Annotated in this window: 16 protein-coding genes; 9 read left to right on the top strand and 7 right to left on the bottom strand. The window is 65.6% G+C overall.

Annotation, left to right across the window (positions count from 1 at the left end):
- Nucleotides 1-46: 46 nt before the first annotated feature.
- The 5 genes from NFL01S_RS37165 to NFL01S_RS27075 form a co-directional block, all read right to left on the bottom strand.
- The gene (locus NFL01S_RS37165; RefSeq protein ID WP_063916066.1) at nt 47-490 is read right to left on the bottom strand and encodes a hypothetical protein; all 444 of its coding nucleotides are present in this window, start codon (nt 488-490) and stop codon (nt 47-49) included.
- A gap of 366 nt (nt 491-856) precedes the next feature.
- Nucleotides 857-1732 (bottom strand): alpha/beta fold hydrolase, encoded by an 876-nt coding sequence (locus NFL01S_RS27085; protein ID WP_062979138.1) that lies wholly within the window; start codon nt 1730-1732, stop codon nt 857-859.
- A 178-nt stretch (nt 1733-1910) separates the two neighbouring features.
- Nucleotides 1911-2693: a hypothetical protein gene (locus NFL01S_RS27080; protein WP_157116995.1), complete on the bottom strand. Its 783-nt coding sequence runs from the start codon at nt 2691-2693 to the stop codon at nt 1911-1913.
- Nucleotides 2694-3004: 311 nt separating this feature from the next.
- Nucleotides 3005-3127 (bottom strand): hypothetical protein, encoded by a 123-nt coding sequence (locus NFL01S_RS37380; protein WP_280507147.1) that lies wholly within the window; start codon nt 3125-3127, stop codon nt 3005-3007.
- 130 nt (nt 3128-3257) lie between these two features.
- Nucleotides 3258-4097: a helix-turn-helix transcriptional regulator gene (locus tag NFL01S_RS27075; RefSeq protein WP_062979136.1), complete on the bottom strand. Its 840-nt coding sequence runs from the start codon at nt 4095-4097 to the stop codon at nt 3258-3260.
- Nucleotides 4098-4375: 278 nt separating this feature from the next.
- Between NFL01S_RS27075 and NFL01S_RS27070 the strand changes: the two genes are divergently transcribed.
- A complete protein-coding gene (locus NFL01S_RS27070; protein ID WP_062979135.1) occupies nt 4376-5320 on the top strand; it encodes an SDR family oxidoreductase in 945 nt (314 codons plus the stop codon).
- A gap of 15 nt (nt 5321-5335) precedes the next feature.
- On the opposite strand, the gene NFL01S_RS27065 is transcribed toward NFL01S_RS27070, so the two are convergent.
- Nucleotides 5336-6244 carry a LysR family transcriptional regulator gene (locus NFL01S_RS27065; RefSeq protein WP_062979308.1) on the bottom strand — a complete coding sequence of 303 codons (909 nt, stop codon included), beginning with the start codon at nt 6242-6244 and terminating at the stop codon, nt 5336-5338.
- A 115-nt stretch (nt 6245-6359) separates the two neighbouring features.
- Between NFL01S_RS27065 and kdgD the strand changes: the two genes are divergently transcribed.
- From kdgD to NFL01S_RS27030, 7 genes are all read left to right on the top strand, one after another.
- The gene (gene kdgD, locus NFL01S_RS27060) at nt 6360-7286 is read left to right on the top strand and encodes a 5-dehydro-4-deoxyglucarate dehydratase (protein ID WP_062979307.1); all 927 of its coding nucleotides are present in this window, start codon (nt 6360-6362) and stop codon (nt 7284-7286) included.
- A 31-nt stretch (nt 7287-7317) separates the two neighbouring features.
- Nucleotides 7318-8946: an aldehyde dehydrogenase (NADP(+)) gene (locus tag NFL01S_RS27055; protein ID WP_062979134.1), complete on the top strand. Its 1629-nt coding sequence runs from the start codon at nt 7318-7320 to the stop codon at nt 8944-8946.
- Between the two features lie 223 nt (nt 8947-9169).
- Nucleotides 9170-10027 (top strand): ABC transporter permease, encoded by an 858-nt coding sequence (locus NFL01S_RS27050; protein ID WP_062979133.1) that lies wholly within the window; start codon nt 9170-9172, stop codon nt 10025-10027.
- A gap of 20 nt (nt 10028-10047) precedes the next feature.
- The gene (locus tag NFL01S_RS27045; RefSeq protein ID WP_062979132.1) at nt 10048-11073 is read left to right on the top strand and encodes an ABC transporter substrate-binding protein; all 1026 of its coding nucleotides are present in this window, start codon (nt 10048-10050) and stop codon (nt 11071-11073) included.
- A gap of 19 nt (nt 11074-11092) precedes the next feature.
- Nucleotides 11093-11872 (top strand): ABC transporter ATP-binding protein, encoded by a 780-nt coding sequence (locus tag NFL01S_RS27040; protein WP_062979131.1) that lies wholly within the window; start codon nt 11093-11095, stop codon nt 11870-11872.
- A gap of 55 nt (nt 11873-11927) precedes the next feature.
- Nucleotides 11928-13577, top strand: a complete 1650-nt coding sequence (locus NFL01S_RS27035) for an aminopeptidase P family N-terminal domain-containing protein (RefSeq protein ID WP_062979130.1) — start codon at nt 11928-11930, stop codon at nt 13575-13577.
- 80 nt (nt 13578-13657) lie between these two features.
- The gene (locus tag NFL01S_RS27030) at nt 13658-14122 is read left to right on the top strand and encodes a RidA family protein (RefSeq protein ID WP_062979129.1); all 465 of its coding nucleotides are present in this window, start codon (nt 13658-13660) and stop codon (nt 14120-14122) included.
- A 453-nt stretch (nt 14123-14575) separates the two neighbouring features.
- Here NFL01S_RS27030 and NFL01S_RS27025 read toward each other — a convergent pair whose 3' ends face one another.
- Nucleotides 14576-15868, bottom strand: a complete 1293-nt coding sequence (locus NFL01S_RS27025; RefSeq protein ID WP_062979128.1) for a fatty acid desaturase family protein — start codon at nt 15866-15868, stop codon at nt 14576-14578.
- A gap of 942 nt (nt 15869-16810) precedes the next feature.
- On the opposite strand from NFL01S_RS27025, the gene NFL01S_RS27020 reads away from it, so the two are divergent.
- On the top strand, nt 16811-17584 hold the full coding sequence (locus NFL01S_RS27020; protein ID WP_157116993.1) for a hypothetical protein: 774 nt from the start codon (nt 16811-16813) through the stop codon (nt 17582-17584).
- Nucleotides 17585-17687 lie beyond the last annotated feature (103 nt).

Below are 17687 nucleotides of genomic sequence, written 5' to 3'. Positions count from 1 at the left end.
CGCGGTATCGGGCAGCCGGTGACGACGACCGGGCGCCGCTGATCGGTCAGCCCCAGTAGGCGAAGCGGCACGTCGGATCGGCTTCGCTCCGGAAAGCCACCAACTCGGTGCCGTCGAGGATGATCGTGCACATCGATGCGCCCTCGGCGCTGACGTAGGACGAGACCCTGTCGTAGACCGGGTAGTCCTTCGTCCACGGCAACGTCACATCGGTTTCGACCTGCTCGGCCGCGCCGTCGATCGAGTAGCGGACCGTCGCCGGACCGGTGCCACCTGTCACTTCCATTGTCGCCGTACCGACAGGTGCACCGGACGGTTTCGGAAGCTCGGTGAATACCGTGGGTTCGGCCGACGCGGTAGTGGTTGCCGGAACAGTCGTTTCGATATCCTCTTCCGGGGGACCGGGGGCGAGGCATCCGGTCACCAGTGCCGCGATGACGGCCGGACTCGCCACAAGCGCAAGACGTTCGAGAGCTGAAGAACTGAACATATCCCTACGCTCGCGCAGCACACCGCTGGACCGCATGCGTAGCAATACCCGATTCCATGAGTAATGTTCGCGTATCCCACCGCGTCACGGCTGGTGTGAGTCCGGTCGGCGGTGTGCCGGCCCGTCGCCCACCGCCGGGCGCGACCTGCGCCCGGCGAACCGGCAATTTTCGTTATCGGACACGGCGACGGTCGTGCTCGTCGGATCACTGAACCAGGTGCCGGGTCCGGCGTCGCGGGTTTTCCACTGCGGGAACAGTACTCACCCAGCCGAGTATTGCCACGCATGTGATGCCGCCACCCGCGCGCCATTCTCGATCCATGCGGTGTTCGGTGTGGTCACAGACCACACCGAACACCTACTCGATCAGTCGGCCGCGGTCAGCATCCGCGCGACCTCGGCGCTGTGGTGGATGAACCCGGCGTGGCTGGTGTCCAGCGTATGCACCGAGAACTTGTTGTCCGGGGTCAGGGCGTCCGCGTCGGCGATGATACGGTCCTGCATTGCGATGGGCAGGGATCGATCGGCGGTGAGCCGCACGAATTTCCGCGGAACCCGGCCCCAGGTGGCGGGGTTCGCGGTGGCGTGCGCGACCATCACCTCGATCGACTCGTCGGGTTGCAGGATGTTCAGGAAGGCCATGAATTCCACGTCCGATCGGTCGGCCATCGTGGCTTCCTTCAACGCCCGCAGCATTTCCGGGTCGGCTGTCCGGTAGTTCGCGCGGCCGGCGCCGAGAACTGCGGGGTCGCCGACGTTCAACGGGGCCAGACCGGGTAGCAGACTGTCCGCGAACTCGGGTTCGGACATGTAGGCCACCGGGCTGGGCCGGGTCGTGCACGCCCACGCCGAGATGTACACCAGCCCGTCGACGAGTTCCGGGAGGCGGTCGGCCGTGGCGGTGATGGTGACCCCGCCCAGGCTGGCGCCCACCAGGATCACCGGCCCGTGCTCGTGCAACCGGGTCACCACCTCGGCGACGCGGTCCACGTTGTCGTCGAGGGTCACGCCGGCCAGCATCGACGCCGTATCGGCGAGCGCGGCCAAGTCCTGCGGTGCTTGATACGCCACCGGGTACTGGGCTTCGAGACCGTGACCGGGGAGGTCCACGGCGTAGGAGCGGTACCCGAGCAACGCCAGTTCACGTTGCAGGGGAGCCCACATGAACGAACTGGTGCCCGATCCGTGCACTAGAACGAAAGTCGGGCTCGTGGACGCAGTGACAGAGGGATACGCAGACATGGTGAAAATCCTTCGTGGAGAAGTGCACTACCCGTCGGCGACACGTCTACCCGCAACTCTCGGCGGTTCGGAATAGAGTCCGGCCCCGGAGGGCCGCAGGAGTGCGCCGACTATTCGGGGCGCAGGCGCACGAAGAACAAAAGCATGACCGGAAATCTACCGTCCCTCTGTCCGCCGATCAACGGCGGCCATGGTTTCCCTCGTCCGCCCGCGCCGTCGCCCGTCGGTCCATCACGGCGGTCCCGGACCCCCTGTCACCGCCGTCGATACGGGTGCACCGGACGTTTCCGGTCCGGTACCAATCGACAACCGACCGTGCGGCCGCACCGGCCTCGACATCGGCGACCAGAATGAGGTACGAGGTGCCGAGGTCGAGCAGGCCGTTGATCGAACATTCGTAGCCGATGCGGTGCGCCACTTCGCGAACCCAGCGGATCGCGCGTGTCCGCTCGATCCTGGAGGCCTGCTCGGCGTCGCACAGGATGAGCAGGCGGCGGGCGTCGACCGTGGTCGCGGTCGCGATCACCTGCTCACACAGCAGGTTTTCATACGATCGCGGCGGCGCCGGCCGAAGAGGTGACCACCTGTTCGGCCGGCCATCCCCGGACCTGCCGAACAGGTGGTCGACCAGCGACCGATCGATCACGACAACGATCGCTTCCGCGCCGGACCGCCTTCCGACGGTGATGGGCTGTGCAACCGCGGGCGGCCCGAGCATCGACCGCGGAATATTCGGTGCCGCTGCGTAACTCGCCGGAACACCACAGCGGTTGATTTCGGTGAGGATCGCGTCGGCGAAGGCCGCCGGACGTTCGGTGACCAGGGACCGCCCGGGGGCCGGTACCGCCGGAATGTCGGAGGTGCGGCGCCACGGCCGGAATGCGGTTCGTGCCTCAGGGTTCGGTTTCGTCGCGATCACGACTGCCGGGCCTGTCTGCGGGTATGGGGTAGGTGTGGTCATCGAACATCGCCTCGATTCGAGACTTGATCTCGGCCGTGCTGAATCCGGATTCCCGGTCGGTTCTTCGGTTCACAATTCCTGAGGCATTCATGTATTACTCCCGAAATAAAAATTGCACGGCCGATCGCCGTGAACTGTGCCGCGTCGTGCAATATCAGGCACGACCCGAAAAATAAATACGGTCAGCCGGTAAAGGCCGTGAAATGTGCCGCGCTTTGCCGCCTCCACAGGAGGGGCTCATCCGTCGTTCCGTCCCGTAACCGGTCGGTATCGACGCCGAACGCGGGCCCGGCGATTCCCCGAGACACCCGTCAACGCTTCCTCTTTCGCACGACAACCGTCGAGTTCTCCTGCCGCTCGCGCTTCTCGGCCCGCCGTTCCTTCATGGTCGACGAAGGTTTCTTCAGCGATTTTCCGCGCGATTTGTCAGCCACTGTCGCTCCTGTTTTCCGAAGTTCCATCCGACTGACTTCGACCATACGTCAGAAAAAATAAAAAGCCAGTCCGGCGGTAAACGCCCCGGACCGATGGGCGGGTCACGATGTCGAGCGCGGGGGCGCGGCTTCAGCCGTACGCCTGTACTCCGATCACGGACAGCATCCGCAGTTTCTCGTGGCTTTCGCTGCCGGGGACGGCAGTGTAGACGAGTAGTGCGTGCGCCCGGCCCGGGTCGACCAACCGCTGGCAGTTGAGTTCCAGGGCGCCGACCTCGGGGTGGACGAAACGCTTGATATCGCGAGGGCGTATCCCGATCTCGTGGTCCTCCCACACCCGCCGGAACTCCTCGCTGCGGTCGAGCAGCAGGTCGGCGAGTTCCGCGGCGCGGGAACGGGGCCCGCGGAGGGTGAGGATCTCACGCAGTCCCGAGGCGTACATCCGGGTGAGGAACCCGTGTTCCTCCGGCGCGTAGCGCTGCCGGGTTGCGGGATCGGTGAACCATCGGTAGCCGATACTGCGGGCGGGCCCGGTGTATCGGGTCTGGTCGCCGGTCAGCGCAGTACCCATCCGGGACTGCCGCAGAGTTTCGCCCAGTTCGGTGACGATCTCCGCGGGTGTGTCGTCCAGCCGGTCGAGCACGCGCAACAGGCCGGGGCTGACATGCTCGCTGATCACCCCGCGCGTGGGTGGGGTGTGCCCGGCGAGACGGAACAGGTGATCGCGTTCGTCGAGCGAGAGGTGCAGGCCCTGCGCGATCGATCCGAGCATCTGTGGTGACGGCTGTGGGCCGCGTTCCCGTTCGAGCCGGGAGTAGTAGTCGGCCGACATATGGCACAGTGCGGCCACCTCTTCGCGGCGCAATCCCGCGGTCCGGCGCCGCGCACCACGCGGCAGACCGACATCTTCGGGTTGCAGTGCCGCACGCCGGTTGCGGAGGAAATCCGCCAGGCCGCTGCGATCGATCACGGCAACTCCTTCTCGTCCGGGTCCCGACCTGTTTCTACCGTCCCCGAGCCACGGTATCCACGGTTCGCCGATCCCCCGCTACGTCCCGATACCGAACGGCCGCGCGCGCGTTGTGCGCCGGCCCGCGCAGACCGGGAGACTCGCCGAGCCTGTGATCGGGAGGTCCTGGATATCGCCGTTCCCTCGTCCCAGGCTTATGACATACCCGCCGCGGACCGGCGAACGGTCCGGGCGCTGTGCGCGAGCCCCATTCCCCCCCGGATCCGAGGAGCAGAGCAATGCCATACCGACCCGTCGATATCACCGTGCCCGACTTGTCCGGGAAACGCGCGCTCGTCACCGGCGCCAGCGACGGGATGGGGACGGTACTGGCCGCGCGGCTGGCTGCGGCCGGGGCGGAGGTGATCATGCCCGTCCGGAATCTCCGTAAAGGCGAGGAGGCGCTCGCGCGGATCCGCCAGCGGCACCCGGATGCGAAGGTTTCGCTGCGCAGCCTCGACCTTTCCGCACTGGCGTCGGTCGCGGCCCTCGGCCGCACTCTGCGCACGGAGGGCCGGCCCATCCACCTGCTGATCAACAATGCCGGTGTGATGACCCCGCCGGACCGGCAGGCCACGGCCGACGGGTTCGAACTTCAGTTCGGCACCAACCACCTCGGCCATTTCGCGCTCGTGGGCCGTATTCTGCCGTTGCTGAGCGCCGGCCACGCCCGCGTGACCTCGCAGATCAGCGTCGCCGCGCGGCGCGGCGCGATCAACTGGGACGACCTGAACTGGGAACGCGACTACAACGGGGAGCGTGCCTACAGCCAGTCGAAGATCGCATTAGGCCTGTTCGGGCTCGAACTGGACCACCGCAGCAAGGCCCACGGCTGGGGTATCACGAGCAACCTCGCCCACCCCGGAGTAGCCCCCACCAACCTGCTGGCCGCTCGTCCCGAACTCGGCCGCGACCGCGACACTCCCCGAGTCCGCCTGATTCGTGCGCTCTCCGCCCGCGGCATCCTGCTCGGCACCGTCGACTCCGCCCCACTACCCGCGCTCATGGCCGCCACCGACCCCGCCGCCGAACCCGGCCACCTCTACGGCCCGAGCGGGCTCGGGCACCTCGGCGGCCCACCCGCCGGTCAACGGCTGTATCCGCCGCTGCGCAGCGCTGAGCATGCCGCTCGTATCTGGGAAATCTCCGAACAACTCACCGCGACGGAATTTGCCACCGCCTGAACGGCCGCGCCGGATTCATCTGCGCGAGAATCCGTGGTCGGCCACTTCCAGCAGCAGTTCCCGGATGGCGCGCAACGCGGGGTTGTCGTCGTCGGCGCGCCAGGCGGCGACGAGTTCGACCGGTTCACCGTCGATCCCGTGCACCGGGCGCAGGACGACACCGTCGAGCCCGAATGCCTCGGCCGCCCGGGGGACGAGTGCGAGCCCGAGCCCGGCGCGTACCAGGGCCAGGATCGTGTGCACCTGGCTGAGATGCTGGACGTACCGAGGCGCGATCCCGGCGCTGCGGAATACCCCGACGAGTACTTCGTAGAAGTAGCGCGCCTCGGCCGGCGAGTACATGACGAAGGGTTCGCCGTCGAGGTCGTGCACATGCAGTGTGTGGCCCGGTGCGGCGAGAGGGTGCTCGGCCGGTATCGCGGCCAGCAGCGGTTCCCGGTAGAGCCGGCGATACACCAGTTCGGTGCCGCGGACCGGTGGCCGCACCAGGACCAGGTCGAGTTCGCCGGAACGCAACTCCTCGAGCTGGGTTCCGGAGACCCGTTCCCGAAGCAGCAGGTCGACGCCTGGTAGCCGGGTGCGGGCGGCTGCCACGAAGGCGTCCAGCACCGAATGCGCCGAGGAAGCGGTGAACCCCATCGCCACTGTTCCGGTTTCCCCCGTGGGGATCCGCCGCACGGTCAGCGTCGCCTGTTCCGAGAGCCCGAGGATGCGCCGGGCGTCGCCGAGGAAGGACCGGCCCGCGGTGGTGAGCCGGACAGCGCGGCCGGTTCGGTCGAACAACTCGACTCCCAGCTCACGTTCGAGCAGCTGGATCCGGCGCGACAACGGCGGCTGGCTGATCGACAGTCGTTCCGCCGCACGTCCGTAGTGCAGGGTTTCGGCCACGGCGACAAAGCTTTCCAGCTGGTTCAGCGTAAACACCGATCCATAATAGGTATTGATGCATGCGGAAAGAGTGTTGGACATGCATCACTCCGGTTTCTTACTGTGGTCGCATTCACCGACGAACAGCCGTTATGCGCAGGAGGAAGCCCTGATGTCCGCCCTCACACCGACCGAACTGGCCCAACAGCTCGGCTCCGGTCTGTTGTCGTTCCCGGTCACCCACTTCACCGGGGATCTGGCGTTCGACGAGCCCGCCTACCGGGAGAACATCGTCCGCCTCGGCAAGTACGAGGTGGCCGGCCTGTTCGCCGCGGGCGGCACCGGAGAGTTCTTCTCCCTGACGCCGAAGGAGGTCGGACGGGTGGTACGTGCGGCCACCGAGAGCGCGCCGGAATCCACCCCGATACTCGCCCCGGCCGGATACGGCACCGCCCAGGCCATCGAAATGGCCCGGGACGCGGAAGCGGCCGGTGCCGACGGCCTGCTGCTGTTCCCGCCTTATCTCACCGAATCCTCGGCCAACGGCCTGCGCAACCATGTGCGCGCGGTCTGCGAAGCCACCTCGCTGAGCGTGGTGGTCTACGGCCGGGCGAATGCGGTCTACACGCCGGAAACACTCGCCGAGCTCGCCGATTCCCATCCGAACCTGATCGGATACAAGGACGGTATCGGTGACCTGGAGGCGATCACCCGGATACACTCCCGGCTCGGCGACCGGCTCGTGTACATCGGCGGACTGCCCACGGCGGAGACATTCGCGCTGCCCTACCTGGAACTGGGCGTGACCACCTACAGTTCGGCCATCTTCAACTTCCTGCCCGAATTCGCACTGAACTTCTACGCGGCGGTACGCGCCGGAGACCGGGATACCGTGCGCCGCCTGCTCGACGAGGTCGTGCTGCCCTATACCGCGATCCGGGACCGGAAGGCCGGATACGCAGTCAGCGTTGTGAAAGCCGGAATGAAACTCACCGGGCACGATGCGGGTCCGGTGCGCCCACCGCTGACCGATCTGGACGAAACCGAGATGGCGATGTTGACCGAGGTCGTCGAGGCCTCGCGCTCCGTCACCGTCTGAGTACCGTCCGATTCTCCGCCAGCGATACGTGATGAAGCCGAAGGAGGCCCCCGTGCCCGACCGCCCCCAGCCCCACCCGACCGGTGCCATGGTCATCGGAACCGAGCTCGTCCCGGGCACCGGAGCGCAGGTGCAGGCCAGTGATCCGCGCAGCGGCGAGGTTGTCGAACCGGTCTACCGTGCGGCCTCGGACGAGCAGATCGACCGGGCGTGCGCCCTCGCGGACCGGGCGTTCCCGCAGTTCCGGGCGCTGCCCGCCGAGCGGCGGGCCCGGTTCCTGGAACGTATCGCCGACCTGCTCGACGAGCACCGCGACGCGCTGGTCGAGCGCGCGCATACCGAGACCGCGCTCCCCCGTCCGCGACTCACCGGCGAAGTCGGTCGCACCAGCGGTCAGTTGCGGTTGTTCGCGGCCGAACTGCGGGCGGGAACCTGGCAACGCGCCCGGATCGATCCCGGACGCACCGGCGACAACCCCCGTCCCGATATCCGCCAACGCCGGATCGCGCTCGGCCCGGTCGTGGTGTTCGGCGCGAGCAACTTCCCGCTGGCGTTCTCGACCGCCGGCGGCGATACGGCCTCCGCGCTGGCGGCGGGCTGCCCGGTGGTGGTCAAAGCGCACCCCGCGCATCTGGGCACCGCCGAACTGGTAGCCCGGATCATCGCCGGCGCGGCCGCCGCTACCGATATGCCCGAAGGGACGTTCTCCCAGCTCGTCGGCAGCGGACATGAGATCGGTACTCGGCTGGTGAGCGATCCACGGATTCGGGCCGTGGGGTTCACCGGGTCACGCGCCGGGGGGCTGGCGATCGCGGCCGCGGCCGCGGCGCGACCCGTACCGATCCCGGTATATGCGGAGATGAGCAGTATCAACCCGGTCCTGTTGCTGCCCGCCGCCCTGGCCGCGCGTGGTGCGGCCCTGGGGGGCGAGTTCGTCGCATCGCTGACGCTGGGCGCCGGGCAGTTCTGCACCAATCCCGGGCTGATCTTCGCCGTCGACGGTCCCGGCCTCGACGCGTTCACCACGGCGGCCACCGATGCCGTCACTGCGAACCCCGGGGCCGTCATGCTCACGGGCGATATCGCCGGCCACTACGCCGCCGCGGGTACGGCCCTGGCCGCGCGTAACGGTGTCGCCGAGCTCGCCCAGGGCGCGCGCCCCGACGGCGCCGCGGCCGCAAACGCCCGATTGCTGACCGTGGACGGCGCCGCGTTCATCGCGGACCCCCAGCTGCAAAACGAGGTTTTCGGCGCGACGTCACTGCTGGTCCGCTGCGCGGATACGACCGAACTGACCACGGCCGTCCGAGCACTGGAAGGCCAGCTCACCGCCACTGTGCACGCCGATACCGCCGACTTTCCCCTGGCTGCCACGTTGCTGCCACTGCTGGAGGAACGGGCCGGCCGTATTCTGTTCAACGGCTGGCCCACCGGGGTCCAGGTCGGGCACGCGATGGTGCACGGCGGCCCCTTCCCCGCCACGACCGATGCGCGCAGCACATCGGTCGGGACGTCGGCGATCGAACGTTTCCTGCGTCCGGTCGCGTATCAAGATATGCCGGCGGCGCTGTTGCCGGCCGAGGTGTGCGACGACAATCCGTTGGACGTATGGCGACGCGTCGACGGCGAAGTCGAACGGAGTGAGCTGTCCACCGGCTGACCTACCGATCTGCCGGAACACCGCAGCCGGCGGCTATCGCACCCTTCCAATGTTGTGAGGACCCACATGAAATCTCGATTGTTGTCACCGGCACCCCGCCATCGCCGATCACCTCGTCCCGCCCCGGCGCCTCCGCGGTGTTCACTGTTCCGTCCTGGACCGGCCGGTAATCGGTCCGCGGCAATCTCCGCACCCTGCACATCTCTCGAGGGGAGTTCCCGCGATGACCGTTCCTGAGGTCGATACGGAGACCGCACGCCCGCCCGCCGCCGAGCCGGCAGCCCGCCCGGCGCCGGCAGCCCGGTCGAAATCGAGAATGCTCGGACGGGATTCCTTCGTGACCGCGGCCAAAGCGGTCGCGGGTATCGCCGGGCTGTTCGTCGTGTGGGAGCTGCTGGTGGTCATTTTCGACCCGCCGGAGTTCCTGCTCGTCGGTCCGGTCTCGGCGTTCACCGAACTGGTCGAACGCCCCGAGTACTTCGCGACGAATACCTTCGTCACCTTGCAGGAAGCACTGGCCGGTTTCGCGCTCGGCACGGCGCTGGGTGTTCTGTGCGGCGCAGCACTGCACTATTCCGCGACGATTCGCAGCTTCCTCTACCCGGCGCTCGTCGCGATCGACACGATTCCCAAGGTAGCGCTCGCGCCGCTGTTCATCGTGTGGTTCGGATTCGGTTTCGAATCGAAGGCCTTCGTCGCGATGGCGATCGCGTTCTTCCCCCTGGTGATCAATACCTACGACGGTCTCAGTTCGGTACCCAACGAACTGCAGGAATTGGCGCGGATCAACAAGGCGTCGTCGTGGAAGAAGATGACGAAGATCGAAATGATCTACGCGCTGCCCTCGATCTTCTCCGGCGCCAAGATCTCCATCTCGCTCGCCGTAGGTGGCGCGGTGGTCGGTGAGTTCATCGCCGGCTCGAAGGGCCTGGGCTATGTGATCCTGCTGGCCAACAGCCAGGTCGATCTGCCCTCGATGTTCGCGGCGTTCATCGTTCTCGCCGCCATCGCGCTGGCGCTGTTCTTCATCGTCGATCTCGCGGGACGGAAGCTCGTCCCGTGGAAGAACCACGCGAAGTGACCAGGGGATCGGAGATTCGGATGCGGAACTCGAGGCGAATACTTGCCGCGATCGCCGGGGCGATCATGGTCGCCACGCTGCCGGCCTGTACGAGCGGTGGTGGCGAGAACTCGATGACTCTCATGATGGACGTCGGCTACCTGCCGAAGCACGCGCCGTTCTTCGCGGCGGTCGAGCGTGGTTTCTTCGCGGCGGAAGGTCTCGACATCACCATCATGCCGGGATCGGGTTCGACCAATACGGTCACCTCGGTCGAGACCGGCAAGGTGGATGCGGGCTTCGCCGATTTCGGCAGCACCATCATCAGCCAGGGCCGGGGAGCCTCGGTGAAACAGGTCAACCTACTGCAGGCCAGGTCGGCCTACGCGGTCGTCGGCCTGGGCGATACCGGCATCGAGGACTGGGACGACCTGCGGGGTAAAACCCTCGCCACCGAGGGCGCGGGCGCGATGACCGCGATGTGGCCGTACGCGATGAGCAAGCTGGGATTCGCCGAAGGCGATGTGAACGTCGTGCACGCCTCGAGCGGGTCGAAGATTCCCGGCCTGCTGGCCGGGCAGTGGGATGCCAACCTTGCCCTGTATGTCTCCGACGAACCGGCCATCGACGCACTCGGCCGTGAAGCGGTCGTGCTGAAATGGGCGGATATCGGCATCGACCTCTACGGCAACGGCATCGTCGTATCCGATGAGAAACTCGCCGGCAACCCCGAACAGGTGCGCAAATTCAACCGGGCGATGCAGAAGGGTTTTCTGTGGTCGTGCGCGCATCCGGAGGAGGCCGCACAGGATTTCCGGAACGAGGTCAGCGGTTTCGAAACCGACACCGTGACGCTGGCCATCCGCGAACAATGCTCCCTGAACTGGGGTACCGGTGAGGCCGCGAACAACTTCGGGGTCATGGACGACGCGGGTGTCACGAAAATGATCGATATCTCCCGCAAGTTCCTGGGTCTGCCGGCCGACAGCGACCTCGCCCCAGCCGATATCTACACCAACGAGTTTCTCGCGCCGCTACACCGCGACGAGACCGTTCAAGCGCCGTAACAGCCGGACAGAGGGCCTTATGAACAACGAATACGCCATCTCGGTCAACAACATCGGTATGACCTACCGGTCCCGGGACGGACACGACAACACCGTTCTCGAAGGACTGGACTTCCATGTCGAGCCGGGACAGTTCGTCTCGATCGTCGGACAGTCGGGCAGTGGCAAGACCACCCTGCTGAAAACCATTTCCGGACTCCAGCAGCCCACCGCGGGTGAGATCCTGGTCAAAGGACGGCCGATCAACGACGGTCTGGAAGATATCGCGATGGTGTTCCAGAGCCCGGTACTGCTGCCGTGGCGTAACAACATCGACAATGTGCTGCTTCCACTGGAATTCCGCGGCACCCGCACCGACGAATCGCGCCGCTATGCCCAGGAACTCCTCGAGATGGTCGGCCTCGGCGACCGTGCCACCCGGTACTCCTACGAGCTGAGCGGCGGTATGCAGCAGCGGGTCGCGATCTGCCGCGCGCTGGTCTCCCGCCCCGAACTGCTGCTGATGGACGAGCCGTTCGGCGCGCTCGACGCCATGACCCGCGATTCGATGAACTTCGAGATCCAGCGCATCTGGCAGGCCGCCGGGTGCAGCGTGCTGTTCGTGACGCACAGCATCTCCGAGGCGGTCTGGCTCGGTGACCGGGTGGTCGTCGTCGGCGGGCGGCCGGGCCGGATCGTCGCCGATATCGCGATCGATCTGCCGCGGCCACGCGGCAAAGAGCACCGGTACTCCCCGGTTTTCTCCGACTACGTCACCGAGATCGAATCCCATATCGGGGTCACCACCGGTATCAGCTGACCCGCGGCTCCGAAACCTTTCTCCCATACCGAATCCCGAGAGAATGAGGGAAGCAATGCTGAGTATCACCGCCGACGCCGGACAGGTCGCGCGAACCTACGGGCTCGAGGCACGTAAAAGCCTGCTCTTCTCCGCGATCCGCCTCGATTCCTATCCACTCGTTGCCCCACTGATCGCACGCACGGACGACGAGGAGTTCCTGCTCGTACGCCAGCAGGAGCAGGGCAACGCACTGTCGGCCGGCGTCCCGAAGGACCGGATCAAGTTCTACGCACCCTGGGTGACCATCGATCCCCGGATCGTCGCCGACACTCCCGCCGCAACCTCACTCACCGATCTGGTCCGGGAGCTGGCAGACGGTTCGGACGTGCAGCTGGCGGCCGATGTCGTCTACAGCCATTACCTCGCGCTGGCCGGATCGGTGGAACTGTCCGTTGCCGATCAGGACCCCACCCCGGTAACCGCCTACGAGATCGATACGGACGAAGTACTCGGCAGGTTCGCGGCATGGCGCGCGACCGGAGTCGAGACAGCACGGCGGCTCATCGACGGTGTCGAGCATCTCGCGGGCCTGGAAAAAGAGTTCACCACCACCGCGGACAGCAGGTACGCGGCGCTGCGCGCCCTGGCCGACGACCGCTCGCTGGACGCGCTCCTGCTTGCCGCGCCCCCTAATTTCACCGAAGCGACCGGTTTCGCCCAGCCGGACGGCGCGGTCGCCGTCTGGCTGGCCGGCTCCGAGAAACTCCTCGTGCTGGTCCCCGAAGGCGGTGCCGCCGGGCCCGGTGCACCGATCGGGCGATTCCCCTCCATCGGTGCGGCGGTGCGGGAATTCGCCCGCGGCTCGCGCATCGGTGTGGAAGACGAGTGGATCGGTATCGGCCTGGCCCGCGAACTGGAACGTGAGCATGCCCAGCTGGTACCGGTCTCGCGTGACCTGGGGCATTGGCGCGATATCCGCGATCACGAAGATCTCGCGTTCCAGGTGATCGCCGCGCGGGCGAGCGTTTTCGCGATCGAGGAGGCACTGGCCTGGGCGGAAGCGGGCCTGGACGCCGGGCGTTCGTTCTCCGAACTCGATATCTATGCCGTGTATCTGGACAAGATCGCCGAATTCCGCACGGCGAACGAGATCCCGGTCGGTGTGGAACCGTATTTCACCAATCTGCACTCGTCGAACCGGATGCTCTTCCCCGGGCCACCGGTCGACTACCCGATCAACGCGGAAACGACGTGTATCCAGCTCGACGCCGGGGTGCGTATCGTCTGTGACGGGGTCACGATGGCCACTTCCGATATGGCCCGTTCACTACCGCGCACTGCGCCAGCAAAGGAGGCCTATGCCTTGTTCTTCGATGTGGTCCGGGAAGGCATCATCGGACAACTTGCTCCGGGCGTGATCTGCGAGGACGTCCACGAGGGGACGCTGCGTTACCTGGCTCCGCATCTGGACCGGATGGTCGAGATCGGCATGCTGGGAACGGATGTCGACTTCGATACCGAATACCGCAAACGCAACGTCGGGCACCTCATGGGCAAGCAGGAATCGTTCGCGAACGAGCTGCGGCCCGGCTACAAACATGTCCTCGATATCGGCTCCTACGGCGCTGCCGAAATCCCGTGGCGCTATGAGAATGCTGCGATCGGAACCGAGGATCTGTGGTATGTCGGGCGTGACCGGACCTACATCGTCAGCAAACGATGACATGTCCCGCTTCCCGCCGCCGCACACCTGTTCCCACTCCACCAGCGCTGCGCGCGCCCACCCGTCGAATCGGAATCACCATGACTGATGTGAAACAACGACTCGAGGCACTATCGCTCGAACTGCCCGTACTCGGTGCACCCCGCTACGCATACGAAGCGACCACACGCTGGTGCGATATGCTCTGGATCTCCGGACAGATCTCCCGCACGGCCACCGGCGAGATTCTGCGCGGCCGCCTCGGCGACAACGCAACCGTCGAGGAGGGGATCGCCGCCGCCGAAACCTCCGCCCTCAATCTGCTGACACGGATGAACGATGCCGTGGGGCTGGAGAATATCCAACAAATCCTGAAACTCGATATCCATATCGCGAGTTCACCAGAGTTCGTGGACCAGCCGACGGTGGCCGACGGGGCGTCGCGCCTGCTGCGCACAGTACTGGGCGACGCCGGTAGGCATGCGCGTACCGCACTATCTGCCCATGTACTGCCGCAGGGCGCTCTCGTGGAACTCGACGCGGTAGTGGCGGTCCGGGTGGGCTGACAGCAGCACCGGCATCACCATGTGCCGGACCGTAGCGGTTCCCGGGCGGCCGTGCCCCGGCCGGATGAGGGCGGCCGGGGCTCTGTTCATCGGGGACAGAACTACCCGCGTTCCAGCGGCTGCTCACCGACAGCAGCCTCGGGCCCTTGGCGCGTCGGTGTATCGGAACCCCTCGGCCAACCGGCACCGGCGGCAGAACTGTCCGGGCAGGCGCGCCGCCCAGTGCCGCGTCATGGCACCCGAGCCTTCGATGACCGGGAACCCTGGTGGCGGCCATGCCTTTCGTTCATATCGACAGAGTCGTTACTCCGCACTCACGCGAGCACTGTTCCCAGCGCCGCACCCGACTGTTGCAGGAACCGGCGACACCTCCCGGGTCGGCTGCCGGCTCCGCGAGACCGGCCGATGGTGAGTACTGCCGACCGGTCGGATTCGGCCTCGTCTACGAGATTGTCACCCCCTCGGCGATGCCCGGAACCGGCGACCGGTTCCCGGCATCGCCCGCGCCGCGGAGGCCGCCTCGACAAGCACAGTACGAAGGCCACGACGCATCCCAGTGGTAGCCGCGCCCGGAAACGGCCCGCTGGACGCAGCCGCGCGCCTCCCCGCCGTCCCCCGGAACATTCGCTCGGACCTGGTCTCCGCGGCGTCATCGGCTGTGTGGCGCAGGAACCGATCCGGTAACGCCAGTTTCACCAGTGTGCGAGTCGACTGTAAGAACTGCGCCGGCAGCGCACCGGACGTGTAAGGCAGGTCGTACTCCGCACAGAGCGCGCGGACACGTACCGCGATTTCGGCGTACCGATTGCTGGGCAGATCCGGAAACAGGTGATGCTCGATCTGGTAGCATAGGTTCCCGGTCATAAATGCCAGCACCGGCCCCGCGGAAAAATTCGCGCTGCCCAGCAACTGCCGCAGATACCACTGGGCGCGGGTCTCGTTTGCCAGCTCGCCTTCGGTGAACTTTTCCGCACCGTCCGGGAAATGTCCGCACATTATTACGACATACGACCATATGTTCCGCAGCAGTAGTGCCGCCGCATTTGCGGCGAGAGTGCGTTTGAAATGCCTCGGAGAGAGCGCGGGAAAAAGTCCGAAATCCTTTCCGGCCTGCCGTAGAATCTTACGAACCAATTCGATATCGGGCGGCGATCCGATCCGGCCACGCGGAATACCATGCCGGCGTCGTACAAGAGCCCAGTCGTGTATCGCTATCATCCACTCGAACGCGAGCGCAACGGCGATACCGCTGACCGGCTGGATGAGGTGTACCGGACGCCACCGTTCGTCCCTGGTCATCCGCATTACGACGAAGCTGAGATCGTCGTCCATGCCGAAGACGTTCGTATAAGTATGGTGGACATGGTTATGCGATTGCTTCCACTGACCGGATGGCCCGACGAAATCCCATTCCCAATTCGTGGAATGTATTTCGGGATCATTCATCCAATCCCACTGCCCGTGGCTGATGTTGTGACCCAGCTCCATCATCTCTATCGCCTTGGCTGCCGCCAGCACGACCGCCCCCGCGCCTCGCAGCAGGTGACGCCGGCCGGAGAACAGAATCATGAGGCGGGCTACCGTTTCGAGACCGCGATGGATTCGAATCGCCCGGTGAATATACGCCGCGTCCCTCTCCCCTATCACCCTTTCGACGTCAGCGCGAATACGATCCAGTTCGCGTCCGAAATCCTCGATCTCATCCTCGGTGAGGTGCGAGAAGGCCTTGATATCTGTTATTGCCACCGGAAATTCCTGTATCCCCGTCGGGCGATATGAGATCGCCGTATTTTCAGTCCGCACGGACGGCCTCGACGACGTCCGGCAGCTCGTGACGAGCCGAGACCACCGGATTCTGTAGGCCGTCGGGATCTCGGGACTCTCATGTATGTTCCCATGAGCGGGAAGCTAACGTGCATCGCGGATCGCTTTGAAGGTTTTTACAACCTGTTGATACAGGAGCAGATAGCCGACAACCTTCAGAACATCCCTCGACTCCCCCAGGAGCAAACGACCAACTGCCCGATAACCCGTGAATGCCACGGAATTCCTCTCGAATAGCGCTCGACACGTACAGTGAATCTCACGCGGTACCGGCCGCGCCGCGTCCACCGAACCAACCGAGAAGTATGAATGCTCGATTCAGCCTATTCCCGAGAACCGCGGGCCTGTTCCCGACCACTGTAAAACCGCCGGAGACCAGGACGCACACAGAGCGAAGCCCTGACCGGCGGGAGCCGGCCCGCTCACGCCGGTTCAGGGTTGTCGGCGCAGCATTCGTAGCGGCCGAAATCAGCTCGAACTCGGCGCATGTACAGGACGCTATATCAACGCAATGAAAATTTCACTCCTCGATTGGCCCGAGTGGTTACGAAAGCGCCTCGGGATCGGACATATTCGTACAGTTCGATGCTGATCCGACTGCGAGGACACGAGCGTGGAAACCCCGAACGACTGGCGTATCCGGCCGCGGTATCGGCTCCCTCCCGCACGCGATCCACCCGGATGGGCGCCCAGAAGCGGGTCGAGATCGCCGCGACGGGCTTTTCGGCCCGGGTACGGCAGCGTCGCTGTGTACTGCCGGCTGATCGAGACAAGCCCTCGCCCCAAGTCGCGCGAAACAGCGGGTATCCATAATCATGGTTACTCGGCGCTCGCCGGCGCCATCCGAATTCCTCAGGAGGTCCGATGTCCCAGCCCCAGCAGCCGCATCCGCTGCCGCAGGCCGGCCAACCCGTTCCACCGCAGGTACATGGGCCTCAGGGACAACTCTCGTATTCGCCGCCATTGCACCCGGACCCGGCGGCGGGGTATCCCGCATATCCCCCCGGCCCTCAGTGGGCGCCGCCACCACCACAACGATCGAGCCGCGGCGGAGCCATCGCGCTGGTCGTGGTGCTCGTCATCGTACTGTTGGGTGGCGGTGGGGCCGGCGCGTACTTCCTGTTCGCCGCCGGCGATTCGGACGACGGCCCTGTGGTGGACACTTCCCGGGACCTGGCCGAGGCACCGATGGGATGCGGGCTGTTCACCGAGTCCGAGATCGCGCCTTTGATTCCCGGCCGGTTCACGACCGAACCGACCGGCATCGGCGGCGCCACCGACTTCGACAAGTCCGCACAGTGCATGTATTCCAATCAGGGAATCGCCCCTGACGGAATGCCCACTGCGTTCCTCAGTGTCACCACCCGACTGCACAAGGCCAATGCCCGGGAGTCCGGAGTAGACAAAGCAAAGGATGATCTGCGCCGTAAACCGGGCTCGCCCGTCGGGGTCCCCGGGGCAGATGACGACGCGTTCCGGGAAATAGAAAGCAGCCGTGACCGTGTAGTCGCGGCCCAGCTTTTCGTCCGCTACCGCAATGTCGTCATCACCCTCCACTACACGCACTACGCGCTCGGTGAGAAACAGTTCATCCAGCCGCTGATGGCACTGTCCGCTCTAGGCTTGGAGAAACTGTGACCAGCACGTGCGGACGCCGCCCCGGCACCGCCGCACCTTGCGATTCGTCATGTCCGCCGCAACGAACCACGACTACGTCCCTCGGTCGGTGAAAGCTCACAAC

Source organism: Nocardia flavorosea NBRC 108225 (genome assembly GCF_001613385.1).
GTDB classification, from domain to species: domain Bacteria; phylum Actinomycetota; class Actinomycetes; order Mycobacteriales; family Mycobacteriaceae; genus Nocardia; species Nocardia flavorosea.
This window is presented reverse-complemented; position numbering and strand designations above follow the sequence as displayed.